The following is a 16446-nucleotide window of genomic DNA, read 5'->3' on the forward strand; positions in this document are numbered from 1 at the left end:
CCGCTGCTTAGTTTTTAAAAATTTCCCGTTTGGCAAATTGGCGGAGTCTGCCCTTTTTTGAAACTGGTTTTCATTTTCCATGACTTCCAGTTCCCAACCTCGTGCTTCTTCCACCATCTTCCTTCAATTCCTGTCTAATTCCGAGAGGCTATCATCTTATTGGCTTTTTGCTATCAAGATCATCAGACTGTCCCCATTCACACCATATAAATAAGCCGTATTTAAAATATTTAATTACGATAATAATTAATGGGGATAATTATTTTTTGTCTTTCAGCTTATCGATAACTTCCGACATTCCGATTTCCTTAAAAATGAAGAGGCTTCTGCCCTGCTTGTCTATCCCTCCATCACTCCTCGTCAACGTATGTTCGATCGGATATATTCGGCGCGCTCTTTGATGCTGCATCGCGGAAGCTCGACCAATTCGTAACCAAGCTCGGTGTAAACGGCTGTCATCATGTCGAAGGTTCGGAAGGCAGTCTCCAGATCTTGTTTACGTTCAGCATCCTGGCGATAAATGTCCGGCCATGGCGGGGCTATAAAGACGCGTGTATTGTATCGAAAAAACTCGGCAGCGCACTGGATATGAACCGGAACATCCAACCCCTCCAGTCGAAGATACCCGATGACGTCAGGCACACCTCGATCAAATAACACAGGGGCGGTATTTCCATGCTTCAGTCCTTGCTCGAATGAACGTATTTCCCAAGACAGCATGAGCTCGGCGAAAAGCATTTTGTCTTTCCAGGGCAGAGCGGACCCGCCGATCATCGTTTGCTCCTGAATAATGCTGCGTCCCGCTTCGACCGACCGCAGGAAGCCTTGTTGTTCGAGATAATCAAGGAGCGTACTCTTTCCTGAGCCAGGGCCACCTGTAATGACAAAAAAAGAGTTTCCGTCTACCTGCATAACATCCTCCTTAGATTAGATATAGTTTGTAAGGCGAATTCGGTCCAACCGTAATTCGTTGAATGGATGTGGAATAATAGAACCAGAGGCGGTTAACTTTCAAGCAGGGTGAGGTGGCAGGGCGTTTAGCAGCGGATGTGGGACAGCTGAGGGATTGCAGCAGCTATAGCTAACGTCTAGTTCTAGTTGTATTTGTAGATGTGGGCACATGCAATCTGGAGGAGGTCACTGAGGAGTAATTAATTTCTATGGAGCATTATATCAAACTGTCGGAAAAGTCGCTTCAATCGTAAGCACTCTTTAGCGTGCCTGAGGCGGTCGCCGGTCTGACGGAGCGGGGGGAGGTCCAGCCAGCGGCGGCATTCCGATCGAGGATTACCTTATTTCCGGATTCGCAGCACTTGCTCAAACGATCCGATAGCGCAACAAGGCTGCCGGTCTGCCGGCAGCCTTGACGTAGATGATCCAGGGACGTCCCGCGCCTACGTCTTATCGGGGTGTTCTGACACAGGCCTTTGTGATGCCCCTGCCCCCTTCCTTCCAATCAAGACGCTCTGTTACCCCTCGATATATTGTACACCGCGCTGAACATTCCGAACAAAATGCCAGTCACGGGGAAGATGATCCAGTTGATGTGCCATTGCTGGTAGACGAGTCCGCTAATCAGAAACGCACAGGTCGCAATCGGCCATACGATCGCGGCCACGGCGCCGACGACCCGATTCTCCTCCTTCTTTTCCTGCGAATAGTCGCCTTCCTGCAGCAGCACCGAGAAGCTGTTTTTGATATTACCGTAATACGTGAACAAGAAGACGGCAACTGCAATCATCAGAAGCATCGCCGCCACTCCGTAAACGGTCAAATCCTCGCTAATGACAGAGGCCGCAAATATCATGACCGGCGACATGACGCACAGGCACACACCCACGATCAAAGCCAGTGTGAACGTTGGAGTAAATGCTATTTGTTTGTGACGAATATAGGTTTGCAAGGCGTGCGGAATGACAAATTCGCCCTGCATATAGTGAAACGAGTTCAGCTTCGTCCCGCTGTAGATGAACATCGCGATGGCCGGCACCATCAGCATGAACATGGCGATCAGACCGATCCAGCCGCCGGTATTATCCGTGACGAGCGGCCCGAGAAGGCCGTCCTCCGAGAGATTGGTCAACAGCACAAGCAGCGCGACCCCGGTAATGCACAAAAAAATGCCGAGCCCGATCAGAAAGCCGCTCTTCCGTTTGGCGGTCGCATATTCCTCCGCTTCCCAGTCGGAGATGTGCCGTAATGACTTCTCCTCACGGCCGCGCGACAGGCCAAGCTCACTGGCCAGTTCGTCGATATTGCCGAACTCCGAGATGACGATGCCGACGGCTTCGTTCTCCGATTTGCCTTCGTGTTTGAGCTCGTAATATTTCTCCTCCATCGTAGCAAGTAAATCCTGCTTCAGTTTGATCGTCTGATCGTTTTTCGGCAATGAGGCGAACATATTGTCCAAATACCCGATAATGGTGTCCATACGCTACAGCTCCTTTATGAAACGATTTACAACCTCTTGCGTCAATTGCCATTCCTCGCACTTTTCCCGGTAATAGTCAAGACCGGCTGCGGTAATCCGATAATAAGTACGACGCTTCCCGAACGTTTCTTCTTTGAAGAAGGAGACGATATAGCCGTTTTTCTCCAGACGCGTGAAGGCGGAGTACAGCGTCGTTTCCTTCATGACGTATTTCTCCTCCGACAGTCTCCGGATATTTTTCGATATTTCATAGCCGTAAGACTCCCCGTCCAGCAGCATGTAGAGGATGATCGTATCATTGTACCCCCGAATTATGTCGCTGCTTATCAAGTGTCCCCCTCCTTACTATGCCTGTCGTACTTCACCTGTCGTAGTAATCCGATTATAACACAATTACTACGACAGGTGAAGTAAATTTACAAAAACGGGCTCGCTTCCGCTGAGATAATACGAAAAAGCCCGCTCCGGCCGGTGACGACCGGTAGCAGGCTTGCGAACCATATTCTTTTTCAGGATAGCGACACCACAAGCATAAGGTGCTGTTTGCAGATAAGTACAATCTATCGATTGTAAACTCTACATCTGCTGCTACGTGTACGCCGATCGCATCGATTTGAAGCACGGCTCCTTCTGTGCCGGTCTCCCTTCGCTTTGCTTCATCCCATGATGATGTCCCATTGACTACAGCCGGTAGGCAAAGAGCGGCCGATAATGGTCACGGATCACCCATAACAGATACAGATGGGCGGCTGACATGATGAGGACGGGCACCAGCAGTTGAGGGTCGCGGAACAGATGGAAGGCGGCGATGTTCATCGTCAGCGGGAAGAGCGCGGCCAGGCCAAGCGGAATAAACCGCCCCCAGAGCAGCAGCAGGCCGCCGAGCAGCTCAACCGACTTCTCCATCGCAAGCAAGTAGCCCGTTCCTAGCAACTCGAGCGCTTCTGGACTTTCGGGCAGAAACGGTTCAAGTCCCCCTAACACGAAAAAACCGTTTATCCCTGCCGCCACATAAATAAGTCCCAACGCATAACGAAGAACATGAAATACCGGATGAATCCGCATGTGGATCAGCTCCTTATCCTAATTGCGATAGCAATTGTCTTCATTATAGCTGCAAGGGAATTATTGTAAAAGGCAATAAACATAGTTCTTATCGTCATTATTGTCACTACTATTGTAATGGTCCTAATTTCACTTTCGATGGTGCGATACAAAACGTTGATTGTCCGTAATGGCGTCACTATGGTAAATGGAGTCGTGTATTTATCGGGGTACAGAACCAGTAAAACGTTCGGACGGTACGTTGACGTGCAAACCCTCACGTTTGTGTGTGCGTAGAAGGAAAAGGCTGCCTCCGCTTCAGGCGCTCATCGATGAGGTTCGTGGGAAAGACTTGACTCCGACTGAAGCCCGTTACCCTCATTTTTGTGTACAGTTTGTGTTCGCCTTCGCCAAAACCGTCTCCGCGTGCGGGCTCCAAACAAAATAAGAGCCTTTGGCACCCGCTATTTACGGCCTTTCCGTAAAACCAATACCAATAGAGGCGGTTTGCAACCCTTATTTCGACACACTTGTCGCATACGGACCCTTTTCGCCGATTTTAGAAGCTGAAAACCGCTCTTATCCCGCAGTCCAAACCGGTTTCCGGAAAAATAACAGGTACAAACCGCTCCTATTGGTTCTTTCCTTGCTTGAAACCGAGCGATTCATCGATGAATGAATGCCCCTTGTGTAAGCGGAGGCTTTTCATGGTAAAGAATAGTTCGCTTTTTCACTTTAACTTTTTAGTAAGAACAAGCTTTGAATGTTAAAAAACCGCGATTTACGCGGTTTCTTAAGAATACGTGCACTTGTCACTCTACGTTTGCAAACCTAGTATGCGCATCATTCCGGCCTGCTTGCGGTCAGTCGACTGCCGCACGAGGCCGTTTTTTCAGCGGGCGAGTTTCCATGGCCGGCAGCAGTTCCATCCTGTCGTTTATCATCAGGAAACGCGATCCGTCGGAAAACGTTGGCGCACTAGCAATCCTTTAGCGGAATGGAAAATTCAACATAAAAAGGATGAAGTTCTTCATTCAAACCAAGCTCCATCCTTTGTTTGAAATTTCCCCAGCTTACCATCTCTAATGCGGTCTCGATTGGAAAAAATCCTACCTCCAACGACTCCTGAGAAGTTGTTAATTCTCCTCCGATTGGTCTGCCTAAAAATAAAGTGTTGCAAATACTAGCGCCTACGTTTTGAAAAATCCCACAAAACTTTGTTACCTCTATATCGATCCCGCTCTCTTCCTTGGTTTCCCTTACTGCCGCATCTTTCAACGATTCCCCTTCTTCCACTTGCCCTCCTGGCATTTCCCATCCGCGTTCAGGTCCTTTGATCAATAAAATTTCGTTGCGCTCGTTAACTACAATGGTTGCCGCAGATACGATATGTTTTGGAACCATTTCATTGACCTCCCCTTTTCCAAGCAACTCAAATCAGATGATGAATAAAACCCCGATCTCAATTAAATGTGCTCAATCGATCAAACTCCGTTGTATACATCCATCTCCCATACTGTAGCATACATATATTACCATGGGCCAATGATAAGTTACTCATATTAGTCTGATAAGGGAACGGGGTCGAGCACCAAGAAAGGACAACCTGACCTTCGCCAGTCGTTGTATCGGTATGGGTTACATTTCATTATCCGTGGTGCCGTAGATCGGGATGGAAGACCCAGGGCAGCTGGCACAATAATTCTGGAACGGGCTTTGTCCACCCGGTAAAACCGGTCGAGTATACGGGAAAGATCTTTCCGCGGAATGCCCATCCCGTTGTCCTGCACCATCACCTCCAGAAAAACCCTCCGCTTCCGGAGAGTTCTTTTTATGAGTGATAGATGTACCAATTGTTGCCAGTTCGTTGAACTATTGTTCCCTCTAGGTTACAAGTCACAATCTTAAAATCATTAAGTCTTCATCGTAATACTGTTCATCAAACTTTAATGCACGCGGTTCTATACCGTAAACTTCAAACCCCAGCGAGACATATAAGCGTTTTGCCGATTTGTTAGCAGATACAACCGTCAAATGGATCTGTTCCAACCCTTCACACTCATTTGCTGCTCTTTCAATCAAGGCTGATATAAGGGCTTTACCTACCCCCCGTCCTCGAAATTGAGGCTCTACGTACATACCGTAGATGTTTCCTTTATGCGCTGTCTTAAGCCTGTTTTCGCGTGAAAAATTGACAATGCCGACTAATGTGTTACTGTCGTCAAAACATCCCAATGTAAATTGATCTTTGGTAAGGTGTATCCTTTCTATAATGTGCTCCAGTGGTTTAGTTTCTTCTTGCTCATACGTTGATCCAAATGCATCGGGGTCATTTTTCAATGCACGCAACCTTACTTCTCTATACACTTGGGCATCAGAGTCATTCAACAGACGAATGTTCATTAGTCACTTCCGATCCTTTATCCATTTGTTCTAAACATGATTCGACATTAGACCGATAAACCCTCCATCTCTCAAATAGCTGGCTAATCTCGGCTTTCATTACGTTTGCGAATGGTTTCAGATACGCTGGGATTCCCCCTTTTTGTGCGCAGGTTGTGTTCGCCTTCGCCAAAACCATCTCCGCGTGCGGGTTCTAAACAAAATAAGCGCTTTTGGCATCCGCTATTTACGGCCTATTTGCAAAATCGGAACCAATAGAGGTGGTTTGCACTCCTTATTTCGACCCACTCGCCGCGTCTGCACCCTTTTCGCCGATTATAGCAGCTACAAACCGATCTTATTTCACCGTACAAGCAAGCTTTCGGAAAAATAACGGGTACAAACCGCTCTTATCCGGTTCTTATCAAAACAAACAACCGCGGCTTCTACAGCCACGGTTGCTTATTTAGATAATGGAGCTTGATCGGCGTGAAGCAGCCGGTCTCCCCCGTTTCTGCTCGTTAGCCTTACTGCTTATTGAACGGCCTTCTTCCAGTCTGCTGCAAACTTCTCGAGGCCTTGCTCGGTCAAAGGATGTTTCGAGATTTGCTCGATTACGCTGAAAGGAACAGTCGCAATATGAGCCCCTGCCATCGCTACACGAGTGACGTGATCCGGGTGACGGACGGAGGCGGCGATGATTTGGGCGTCCAGGTTATGAGTGCGGAACACTTCCGCGACTTTAACGATCAACTGCACGCCGTCTTCGGAGATATCGTCCAACCGGCCAAGGAACGGCGATACGTAGGTTGCGCCTGCGCGAGCGGCCAGCAGCGCCTGGTTAACGGTGAAAATCAGCGTAACGTTGGTTTTCACGCCCTTTTGGGTCAAGTACCGGCAAGCCTCCAAACCTTCCAGCGTCATCGGAAGCTTGATCGTAATGTTTTTATCGTAATTGTTGATTTTGATCAGTTCGTTCGCTTGTGCGATCATTTCTTCGGCGGTAAGCGCATCGGGTGTGACTTCGGCGGATACGGATTCGACTTCTGGCACTTCACGCAAAATTTCGGCGATGCGGTCTTCGAATTTCACGCCTTCCTTGACCACCAGAGACGGGTTCGTCGTAACGCCGGAAAGAATACCGATTTTGTTCGCTTTTTTGATTTGCTCCAGGTTCGCTGTATCGATGAAAAACTTCACTTCCAACAACCTCCATTTTTTTTAATAGTTTGTACCCTTGCTATTATAATATTTGTTTCGCCAGACGCACTACCTGATTTGTAGAAAATCCGAAATATTCCATCACTTCGCTGCCTGGGCCCGATGCCCCGAACGTATCGATCGACAACACTTTGCCGCCAAGTCCCGCATACCGGTCCCAGCCTAACGAGATCCCCGCTTCAATCGTTATCCGTCTGGATACGGAATCCGGTAAAATGCTTTGCTTGTAAGCGTCGGACTGACGGTCGAACAACTCCCGGCACGGCATAGCCACGACACGTACGGAAATGTTGTCTCGCTCCAGCTCCGCCTTGGCCTGTACCGCCAGGGAAACCTCGGAGCCGGTTCCGATCAGGATCACATCCGGCTGATCGTTCGTCTCGGTCAAGATGTAGGCGCCGTTCGCAACGTTATCCACGTTGGCTCGGGTCGCCTCATAAACCGGCAGGTTTTGTCTGCTAAGAACCAAAGCTACCGGGCCCTCTTGTTGCTGCAAGGCATAAACCCATGCGCTGGCCGTCTCGTTGGCGTCCGTCGGCCGGATGACTGTAAGTCCCGGGATGGTGCGCAGAGCGGCCAAATGCTCGACCGGCTCGTGCGTAGGTCCGTCTTCGCCAACGGCAATCGAGTCGTGGGTAAATACATAAACGACAGGCAGCTTTTGCAGGGCGGCCAGCCGGATCGACGGGCGTAAATAATCGCTGAATACGAAAAACGTGCTGACGAACGGCTTGACGCCTCCGTGCAAAGCCATCCCGTTCCCCGCCGCGCCCATCGCGTGCTCCCGGACGCCGAAGTAAATATTGCGGCCCTTGTAGGAGTCTACCGCAAAGGTAGCTTCGCCGGAAATGTCCGTCATCGTCGAATGCGATAGATCCGCGCTTCCACCGAATATCGACGAAACGATTTTCACATAATGATTGATCGCTTGACCGCTGGCGACCCGGGTCGAAATCGATTTGGAGCTGTCAAAGGTCAAAATGTCGCCGGCATCGATCAATACCGAACCGTCGATCGCTTGCTCCAGCTCCCCGCCAAGCGCCGGGTGTTCCGCTCTGTAAGCAGCGAACAGTTTGTTCCACTCCGCTTCTTTCGCTTCACCCTGCTGCTTCAGCTGCTGAAAGTGGGACTTCACTTCCTCCGGCACCGTGAACTCTTCCTCGTACTGCCAGCCGTATACACCCTTGGTTGCTTTCGCTTCTTCTGCGCCGAGCGGAACGCCATGCGCTTTGTTCGTACCGGCCACTTTGCTGCCGTAGCCAATGATCGTACGGACTTCGATGAGAGTCGGCTGCGAATCGTTCTGCTTGGCTTCCCTGATCGCATCGGAGATTCGCGAAATATCGTTGCCGTCCTCGATCCGAATGTACTGCCAATTCGCCGATTCTGCTCTTTTTTGAATATTTTCGCCGAAGGATAGGTTCAGATCCCCATCCAGGGAAATATCGTTCGAATCGTACAAGACGATCAGCTTGCCGAGCTTCATATGGCCGGCCATCGACATCGCCTCGTAAGAGATCCCTTCCATTAGGCAGCCGTCCCCGACGAGCGCGTACGTATGATGATCGACTACCGGGAATCCGGCTTGGTTGAATTTTGCGGCAAGGTGCGCTTCAGCCATCGCCATCCCGACAGCCATGGCGACTCCTTGTCCCAACGGTCCCGTCGTTGCGTCCACGCCGTCCGTATGTCCGAATTCGGGATGTCCCGGCGTTTTGCTGTTCAGCTTGCGGAACTGCTTCAGATCGTCCAGCGACACCTGATAACCGGACAGATGCAGCAGACTGTAAAGCAGCGCCGAGCCATGCCCTGCGGACAGGACGAAACGATCCCGGTTGAACCATCTGGCGTTGCCTGGATTGTGATTCAGCAGTCCGGACCAGAGGGCGTACGCCATCGGTGCGGCTCCCATCGGAAGCCCCGGATGACCGGAGTTGGCGCTATTGATAGCGTCGATGGACAGCGTACGGATGGTGTCGATGCACAATTGATCAATAGTTTGTGTGATAGGCATAAGATTGCTCTCCTTCTTTCTGTTCGGATGGTTGGTTTGGCTTTATGTCGAACCACCAATGAAAGCCGTCCTCCGCAAGCAGCCGGTCGGACTCGGCCGGACCGTAAGTGCCTGCAGCATAGAGGTGAAGCGGAACCAGATTCTCCTCGAACGCTTCCAAGACGGGTTGAACCCATTTCCACGACAATTCGACTTCGTCCCAATGGGCAAAAAAGGTAGGGTCTCCGTGCAAAGCGTCGTCTATCAGATTTTCGTACGCTTCCGGAACGTTGCCCGGGCTTACGGGAGCGTCGATCCGGATCGGATCGAACGCTTCAAGCTGCGACGAATCCTTGGATTGGAATTGCAGCGTAATGGCTTCGTCCGGACCGATCTCGAATACGAGCAGGTTCGGCGCCCGGCTGCCGGACTTCGTCTTTGCATCTTTGAATTCCACGACGATCCGGGTCGACTTCTCCCGCATTCTTTTGCCTGTCCGGATATAGAAGGGAACGTCTCTCCAGTAATCGTCGTCGATCAGCAGCTTGGCGGCGACGAATGTATCGTTCCGCGAAGCGGAATCAATCCCCGGCTCGGCCGTATAACCGATCACTGGTGTATTCTGAATCTCCCCCGCCTGATATTGACCGCGGATAACAGCAGCGCCTGTATTCTGTTTGACCAGCGGCCGAAGAGCTTCCATCACGCTTCTCTTCTTGGAGCGCCCGTCTCCCCGGGGCAGATCTGCGGGGAAATGGCTCGCCACCATCATCAGCAGCTGCAGCATATGGTTCTGGAACATGTCCCTGATCGCGCCAGCCTGATCGTAATATCCCGCCCGTTCCTCGACACCGACGGTTTCGCTCGCCGTAATCTGCACGTTAGCGACGCGGCGGCTGCTCCACAGTTCCCGGAGAAGCGGATCGGTCTGGTGCAGCTCCTCGAGCTTCTGAACGATCGGTTTGCCAAGGTAATGGTCGATCCGGAAGATCTCGCGCTCCGTAAAAGCCTGGCTCAGCTTCCGGTTTAAATCCCGCGCCGTCTGCAAATCGTGGCCGAAAGGCTTCTCGATCACCAGGCGTTTCCAGCCGTTCGCCGAACCTAACCCGCTTTCTTGAATATGGGCGGCAATCTTCTCGAAAAATTCAGGCCCGACCGATAAATAAAACAAGCGGTTCGGCTGAATGCGCAGCGCCTGTTCCCGCTCTTCGACCATCTGCAGCAGCTTCGCATAATCTTCCTTGCGTCCGGCATCCAAAATGCAATAGCGAAACATAGTCAAAAACGATTGAAGGCTCGCCGAATCGCGGATTTCCCTTCTGGAAAACTGACGCAATGACTGCTCCACATGCGCCTGAAAAGAGGCATCCGAATGTTCTCTTCTTCCAAGACCAATCAAGGAGAACGATGGCGGCAGCTTCTGATCGGCAAATAGATTATATAAGGCCGGGTATATTTTACGTTTGGCTAAATCCCCTGTCGCACCAAATAAGATGAGTGTAGTCGGTTCCATGCTCCTTCTCCTTCCGGCAGTGGCTCTGTTGATGGATCAAACCGATAAAAACAGCGGTAAATGCGGATTCCTATCGACAAACTCTGTTTTCTTTCTCGTATTTCCACTATAATACGTTTAACGACCATGTAAGTAATTAATACATTTTACAGGAGCTATAGATGGTGTCTATGGGAAACAATTACGAGCTGTACAAAGTGTTTTATTGGGCCGCCAAAACAGGCAGTCTGACTCAGGCCGCCAAGGCGTTATATCTCACCCAGCCGAGCGTCAGCCATGCGATCAAACAGCTGGAGGACCGGTTCGGCATCACGTTGTTTTACCGGAATCCGAAAGGCGTGGCGCTGACTCATGAAGGCTCGATCCTGTACTCGTATATCGAACAGTCGCACATCCTGATTACACTGGCCGAGGAGAAGATGGCCGCGCTTAAAAATCTGGATATCGGCGAGCTGCGGATCGGCGGAAGCGATTCGTTGTTCAAGCACTATTTGCTCCCCTACCTGGAAGATTTCAATCAAACTTATCCGGGAATCCGGCTCCATCTGAGTCATGGGACGACGCCGGAGGTGATTTCGTTTCTGAAGGAAGGCCGGATCGATCTGGGCGTCGTTCGTATGCCGATTATCGATTCCCAGCTCGAAGTAAGGGAGAGCATTCAGCTTCAGGATTGTTTCGTGGCGGGAGCCCGTTTCGCCGAGCTGAAAGAGGTGGTTTTTTCGTTGGACAAGCTGCTTCAGTACCCGGTCATTCTCTTCTCGCGGAACAGCCGGGCGCGGATGGCGATCACGGAGTTGTTCCAGAGCTACGGCTACACGCTGAAGCCGGAGATCGAGGTCGGGAGCGTGGATCTGCTGATCGAGTTTGCGCGGAGAGGTCTTGGAATCTCGTATGTGACGAGAGAGTTTGTAACGAAGGAGCTGGAGGAAGGTTCGCTGTTCGAGATTTCGCTGGACGTCCGGCTGCCTCCCTCGAACGTCGGAATTATGACCATGCGCAACATGCCGCTTTCGATTACGGCCGGCCGGTTTATTGAACTGGTCCGGTAGTTGCTGCCGGTAGTCGGAAAGCCGTTCCGTCGGGAAGCGGTCCTCCTCCCTTTGCGGCCAAGCCAAACAACCCCCGAGTTCGAACGGCAGCGTTCCGGGGGTTGTCCGCGTGATCTCTCTCTTGCTAGCGGATGCCGGCTCAAATGATCGAGGAACATGGAAACGATCGAAGGCTCCAAAGCTCCAAAGAAACCGTCGTGTACCAATAAGTGATTCGGCAACATTCGCACACTCCCATTGATCCGTTTCTCCCTGACGTCCGAGTCCGGAAGACTAGTACTTCACCAGCTTCGCAGGTTCGGAATACCTAGTCCGCCTAATGAATTTTTCCTAATTGTCTCGACAATCCATTCATCGGCCGGCGTCTGCAAATAATTTACATGAACCGGTGAATTGGGTAATTGGCATCACCTTTTGCGAGATAATGCCATAGGGATATAGTCCAAAAGATGGATTCCCCGCCAATGCGTTCATCCTCTCCTGTCACGCTTCCTGTCACGCTTATAGATGGTCCCGGACTGTCCGTGGCGGGGCGGAATCGTTTCTAAGGGCAGCGGGTGTGATCCGCTCCTGTTGACGCAAGCCTCATATTTCGATCACAATTGATCTCTCTACCTTGCTGCAATACGTGTTAGAATAGAGAAACGGGTTTTATATTATTCGCTAAGGAGCATATCAAGTGCGGTTACATCCAGTTTACATCTTAAGGTTAACGGGACTTTTCGACGGAATTTCCTTGTTGGTGTTACTAGGCATCGCGATGCCTTTGAAATACATTTGGGGGATCAACCAGGCGGTCACAATTGTAGGGAGTCTGCACGGCGGAATCTTCAGCCTTTATGCCCTGGCGATCCTGTATGCAGCCATCCGGCTGCAGTGGAGTCTGTTATGGTCGGCAGCGGCGGTTGTTGTTGCTTTTGTGCCGTTCGGCAACTTTGTAATGGACGGGAGATTAAAGAAGGCGCAGGAGACCTATAGCGTCAAGCCGTTTAACCACGCTCTGCTCGTATACAGCATCGTGTTTTTTTCCTTTTTCGATTTATTTTCGCAGCTGCCGGTGATGAGCACGTTTGCCGCTTCCGTCGGCGCCAGCTCGTTTGTTGTCGGCTTTGTGATCGGACTGTATTCCCTCTCCAATACGGTCGGCAATATCGTCTCCGGTATACTGACGGACAAGGCCGGGCCGTTCAAGATGCTGATGGCCGGCTTATTGCTGACGAGCGCCGCCCTGCTGTTGTATCAGTTCGTCGATCAGCCGTCGTTCCTGATTTTCGTCCGGATCGTGCACGGATTCGTCGCAGGGCTTATTGTACCGGCCGCATTTACGTACTCCGCGAACACGACGGTCAAGGAGCAACAAGGAAAAAAAGTGGCCTTTACCGGCACATTCGTCGGATTGGCGGCGATTACCGGACCGGCCTTCAGCGGCATTATGGCAAGCAAGTCGTCCGTTCCGTTCGTTTTCAGCTGCGTGGCGGCGTTAGGTATGGTGTTGGCCGTTCTGTCGGCGATTTTTCTCGGGAAGTTCAAGGTGACGAAAAAAGAAAAAGCGGCTGCCGCTTCGCACGGTTTAGGCCGATTCTTTAATGAAGGCGTATTAAAGGCATACGGCGGCGCGTTTTTCTTAATGTTTTCTCAAGGCGTCATTGCGTACTTGCTGCCCTTGCACGTTCAGACGCTCGGTTATGATTCGAGATTAAGCGGTACGTTGATGAGCGCCTTCGGGATTATCGCCGTTCTCATCTTCGTCCTTCCGACGAACCGGATATTCGATCGGGTCGCCGCGCCTATCACGATGGCCATCGGTATCGGTCTTATGGGAATCAGCCAGCTGCTGATCGGCCAGTCTGAGACAACGGCTGTGCTTTATATCGTGTTAGGTCTATACGGAGTCGGCTTCGCCTTTTTGTTCCCCTCCATCAATACGATGCTCATTCGGGCAACGCCGGCGGAGCTGCGGGGGAAAGCGTACGGCTATTTCTACGCTTTTTTCTCACTCGGTGTAGTTGCCGGATCATCCGTTCTCGGGTGGCTGTCATTGGGGATCAGCGAAGGATTTATGTTTACGGGAATCATCCTCCTCGTATTTGCGGCATTCGTCGCATTCAGCAAGCAGAGAGAACGGGCGTATCATTAATCCCCGTAAGCATGCAAAGGCCCTGCTCCTTCTACAGAAAGAGCAAGGCCTTTTCTCAATGATATAAGCTCGGAGGTTAAAACGTGCTCGCTTTGCTAGTATCGGGACACCATCTGGAAGTTCGGTAATAGCGGATCAAAACGTCCACTGCTTCCGCGGTTCGAAGATGGGTGAGCGCCTCGGAGGCATACGCTCTAACGTAACGGTCTTTGCTATGGAGCGCTTTCTCAAGCGCACGGACGACTAGCCCGGCATCTCCATCCTTACCCGTTCGCAGCAAGGACAATGCCGCCGTATATCCAATTTTATTGGATATATATTTTTGCTTATTCACATACATATCACTCGCCTGCTCCCTCTCTTCCGTTTCATTGAGCAGTGAAGCTATCAGAGCCTGCGCCAATGCCGGTACGACCTGGCCGCTTGCATTACCGATTATGCCCAAAGCTTCGACCGCATTACGGCGCACCCATTCGCTTTCATCTTGAATACTCGCGATCAGCGCCGGAACTGCATCAATTGCCTGGGGACCGATCATGCCAAGCACGAAGGCTGCCAATGCTCTGCGCTTCTCGTCCTTGTGCTGCAATACTTGCAGAAGCCCGGGGATCGCCCCGGCCGAGGCACCTTGCAGCCCATATGCGGCCCGCTCCGCTACCTGTGTGGTCCCTTCGGTTACATGTTTGATTAATTCATCAATACCTTTAGGTCCCAGACGACCAAGGGCGTATGCGGCATTCAAAGCTGCCGTCTCCGTATCGTCCAACAATTGTCCCAATGCTGGCGCCAATGAAGCCCCGGCTTCTCCCCACAATCCCAGCTGATCCGCAGCCTGAGCCCGAACGGATTCGTCAACTGACTTCAAATCTTGCAATACCTTTTGCAGAGTGAATTCATCTACAGCCGCAGCATCCATACAAGTTGTGTGTTCGCCGCGCAGCCAATCCCACACATCTCTCCATAGATTCAAATGAACGGCAGGCGTTCCATGGGGAACGATCATTTCCTTCCTGCGATGATTCCATGTCGGATTTTCGGGCGCGCGCAAACGGACAAACTGGAATTTGAGCATGTAACGGTCCAGGCTGGACACGTTCAGCGAAGCTTTATGCCACAAGTCGAAGTGCACAAGCACCATTGTACCCGCTTTGCCGGTCGGCAGGTGAGTCTCTCCGCGATCGCCGATAAACTTCTCGTAATACTGGGTCCCCGGCATAATCGCGGTCGGTCCCAAATCTTCGGTTATATCCTGCGTGTAATAAAAGATCATCGCCCACCACGGCCGGTGACTGCGCATCGAGGACCAATACCCGTCTTTATGCCATTGCCCCCCTCCCGGCATCTGACTTCCCGGCTTGTTATAATGACAGTGGCGGTGCGGATGCATATAATAATCGGTTCCCAACACACTCGTTAAAGCGCCTTTTACCACAGGCGTATCGAAAAACTCCATAATCTCGGGGACACGCGGCAAAATATTATTGCCCGGATTGCCTTCTTCATGCAATACCCGATAGATCGTATCCATTACCTTCTTATGCAGTTGCGGGTCCAAGTCGTTCTGAAGCACCAGGTAGCCTTTCGTAATGAATTGCATCATTTGTTCATCCGTCAACAGAAAGCTGCTATCCATCTTCACGTTCACTCCTTGGGAATAATGTTCCTTCAGCGAATATTGTAGCAACTCCGACTGTTGATGTATTTACACGACCGTCGTCCTTTTGTACAATCGTCATGTCAATGCTACGATTACTGAGGAAAGGATGTGAACGGGTATGAACTTCGCTGCCTATCACCCCTATGTCCACTATGCAACCCGCTATCCGTTTTCCAAGGGACAGACGAGCCTCAATCGTCACTGTTATAGCTCATCGATTTATTTGATCAGCGAAGGAAGCGGGAGCTTACGAACTTGCGGGCGCGTTTACCGGACCGATCCGGGTTCTCTGGTCTATATCCCGGCAGGGCAGCAGCACGATTGGATCGCCGACAGTATAATACCGATGGTTCATATTTGCTGTTATTTCGATTGGAGCCACATCGATCGTCGTGCCTGGTTCAATCATCCCAGTATGATCTGTTATGACGCATCACAATTGAATGTTTCCTTGGTCAGCGCCCCTTTCCCCTATGAAATTCCCGAATATTTGAAAGTGGAGAAGCTGCGGGTATGGACGGATCTGTTCGAAAAATTTTATACAGAAAATCATTATCCCAATGAGCGAACATACATTCGCAACATCAAGCTGCAAAGCTATTTTCTGCATTTTATCGAGTTTTTCCTGAGCTTCGTACTGAGAGACGACCGGTTCCCGGACCGGCGAATGTACAAAGTGTTGGAACGATTGGATCAGGATCTGCTGCACGGCCTGGTAAAACCTTTGGAATCTTACTACAAAGAAATGCGCGTAAGCCGCGGTTATTTTTTCGAACTGTTCAAACACGCAACAGGTTTGCCGCCTACGCAATATATCAATCAGTTCCGGATCAACCGGGCAAAGGAAGACTTGAGCCATACCTCCATCAGCATTACGGAGATTGCCGAGAAGCACGGCTTTGCCTCCGTCCACTACTTCTCGAAGCTCTTTCGTCTGTTGAACGGCATGTCGCCGAGGGAATACCGGGACGAAGCGAACGATTGACAAAAAGACGCGTTTCGGGTTGAATCGCGTCTGG

The 16446-nt window shown here is 50.9% G+C and carries 13 protein-coding genes; 3 read left to right on the plus strand and 10 right to left on the minus strand.

Annotation, left to right across the window (positions count from 1 at the left end):
* Nucleotides 1-360 precede the first annotated feature (360 nt).
* From IDH45_RS12475 to zwf, 9 genes are all read right to left on the minus strand, one after another.
* Nucleotides 361-912, minus strand: coding sequence for an AAA family ATPase (locus tag IDH45_RS12475; RefSeq protein ID WP_190928032.1), 552 nt, complete (start codon nt 910-912; stop codon nt 361-363).
* A 544-nt stretch (nt 913-1456) separates the two neighbouring features.
* Nucleotides 1457-2431 (minus strand): permease prefix domain 1-containing protein, encoded by a 975-nt coding sequence (locus IDH45_RS12480; protein WP_190928034.1) that lies wholly within the window; start codon nt 2429-2431, stop codon nt 1457-1459.
* Nucleotides 2432-2434: 3 nt separating this feature from the next.
* Nucleotides 2435-2761: a PadR family transcriptional regulator gene (locus tag IDH45_RS12485; RefSeq protein WP_190928036.1), complete on the minus strand. Its 327-nt coding sequence runs from the start codon at nt 2759-2761 to the stop codon at nt 2435-2437.
* A gap of 351 nt (nt 2762-3112) precedes the next feature.
* Complete coding sequence (locus tag IDH45_RS12490; protein WP_190928038.1) at nt 3113-3496, minus strand: DoxX family membrane protein; 384 nt, start codon at nt 3494-3496, stop codon at nt 3113-3115.
* Nucleotides 3497-4453: 957 nt separating this feature from the next.
* On the minus strand, nt 4454-4879 hold the full coding sequence (locus IDH45_RS12495; protein WP_190928040.1) for an NUDIX hydrolase: 426 nt from the start codon (nt 4877-4879) through the stop codon (nt 4454-4456).
* A gap of 492 nt (nt 4880-5371) precedes the next feature.
* Nucleotides 5372-5878 (minus strand): GNAT family N-acetyltransferase, encoded by a 507-nt coding sequence (locus IDH45_RS12500; RefSeq protein WP_190928043.1) that lies wholly within the window; start codon nt 5876-5878, stop codon nt 5372-5374.
* Between the two features lie 513 nt (nt 5879-6391).
* Entirely contained in the window at nt 6392-7057 is a 666-nt protein-coding gene (fsa, locus tag IDH45_RS12505) for a fructose-6-phosphate aldolase (protein WP_190928044.1), read from the minus strand.
* A gap of 43 nt (nt 7058-7100) precedes the next feature.
* Complete coding sequence (gene tkt, locus IDH45_RS12510) at nt 7101-9086, minus strand: transketolase (RefSeq protein WP_190928322.1); 1986 nt, start codon at nt 9084-9086, stop codon at nt 7101-7103.
* Nucleotides 9070-10584 (minus strand): glucose-6-phosphate dehydrogenase, encoded by a 1515-nt coding sequence (gene zwf, locus IDH45_RS12515; RefSeq protein ID WP_190928046.1) that lies wholly within the window; start codon nt 10582-10584, stop codon nt 9070-9072. The genes tkt and zwf overlap by 17 nt, the downstream gene beginning before the upstream one ends.
* Nucleotides 10585-10754: 170 nt before the next feature.
* Here zwf and IDH45_RS12520 point away from each other — a divergent pair, with 170 nt between their 5' ends.
* Nucleotides 10755-11633 carry a LysR family transcriptional regulator gene (locus IDH45_RS12520; protein ID WP_190928323.1) on the plus strand — a complete coding sequence of 293 codons (879 nt, stop codon included), beginning with the start codon at nt 10755-10757 and terminating at the stop codon, nt 11631-11633.
* Between the two features lie 679 nt (nt 11634-12312).
* Nucleotides 12313-13770, plus strand: coding sequence for an MFS transporter (locus IDH45_RS12525; RefSeq protein WP_190928048.1), 1458 nt, complete (start codon nt 12313-12315; stop codon nt 13768-13770).
* Between the two features lie 76 nt (nt 13771-13846).
* On the opposite strand, the gene IDH45_RS12530 is transcribed toward IDH45_RS12525, so the two are convergent.
* On the minus strand, nt 13847-15403 hold the full coding sequence (locus IDH45_RS12530) for a HEAT repeat domain-containing protein (protein ID WP_190928050.1): 1557 nt from the start codon (nt 15401-15403) through the stop codon (nt 13847-13849).
* 142 nt (nt 15404-15545) lie between these two features.
* Between IDH45_RS12530 and IDH45_RS12535 the strand changes: the two genes are divergently transcribed.
* Nucleotides 15546-16412 carry an AraC family transcriptional regulator gene (locus IDH45_RS12535; RefSeq protein ID WP_190928052.1) on the plus strand — a complete coding sequence of 289 codons (867 nt, stop codon included), beginning with the start codon at nt 15546-15548 and terminating at the stop codon, nt 16410-16412.
* Nucleotides 16413-16446: the final 34 nt, after the last annotated feature.

Origin of the sequence: Paenibacillus oceani (assembly GCF_014705615.1) — a bacterium.
In the GTDB taxonomy this organism is placed as follows: domain Bacteria; phylum Bacillota; class Bacilli; order Paenibacillales; family NBRC-103111; genus Paenibacillus_AB; species Paenibacillus_AB oceani.

Excerpts from the sequence above, each read along its gene's own strand:
- IDH45_RS12535 (WP_190928052.1), top strand. The coding sequence starts at position 15,546 with ATGAACTTCGCTGCCTATCACCCCTATGTCCACTATGCAACCCGCTAT.
- IDH45_RS12500 (WP_190928043.1), bottom strand. The coding sequence starts at position 5,878 with ATGAACATTCGTCTGTTGAATGACTCTGATGCCCAAGTGTATAGAGAA.
- zwf (WP_190928046.1), bottom strand. The coding sequence starts at position 10,584 with ATGGAACCGACTACACTCATCTTATTTGGTGCGACAGGGGATTTAGCC.
- IDH45_RS12490 (WP_190928038.1), bottom strand. The coding sequence starts at position 3,496 with ATGCGGATTCATCCGGTATTTCATGTTCTTCGTTATGCGTTGGGACTT.
- IDH45_RS12530 (WP_190928050.1), bottom strand. The coding sequence starts at position 15,403 with ATGGATAGCAGCTTTCTGTTGACGGATGAACAAATGATGCAATTCATT.
- IDH45_RS12475 (WP_190928032.1), bottom strand. The coding sequence starts at position 912 with ATGCAGGTAGACGGAAACTCTTTTTTTGTCATTACAGGTGGCCCTGGC.
- IDH45_RS12480 (WP_190928034.1), bottom strand. The coding sequence starts at position 2,431 with ATGGACACCATTATCGGGTATTTGGACAATATGTTCGCCTCATTGCCG.
- IDH45_RS12495 (WP_190928040.1), bottom strand. The coding sequence starts at position 4,879 with ATGGTTCCAAAACATATCGTATCTGCGGCAACCATTGTAGTTAACGAG.
- IDH45_RS12520 (WP_190928323.1), top strand. The coding sequence starts at position 10,755 with ATGGGAAACAATTACGAGCTGTACAAAGTGTTTTATTGGGCCGCCAAA.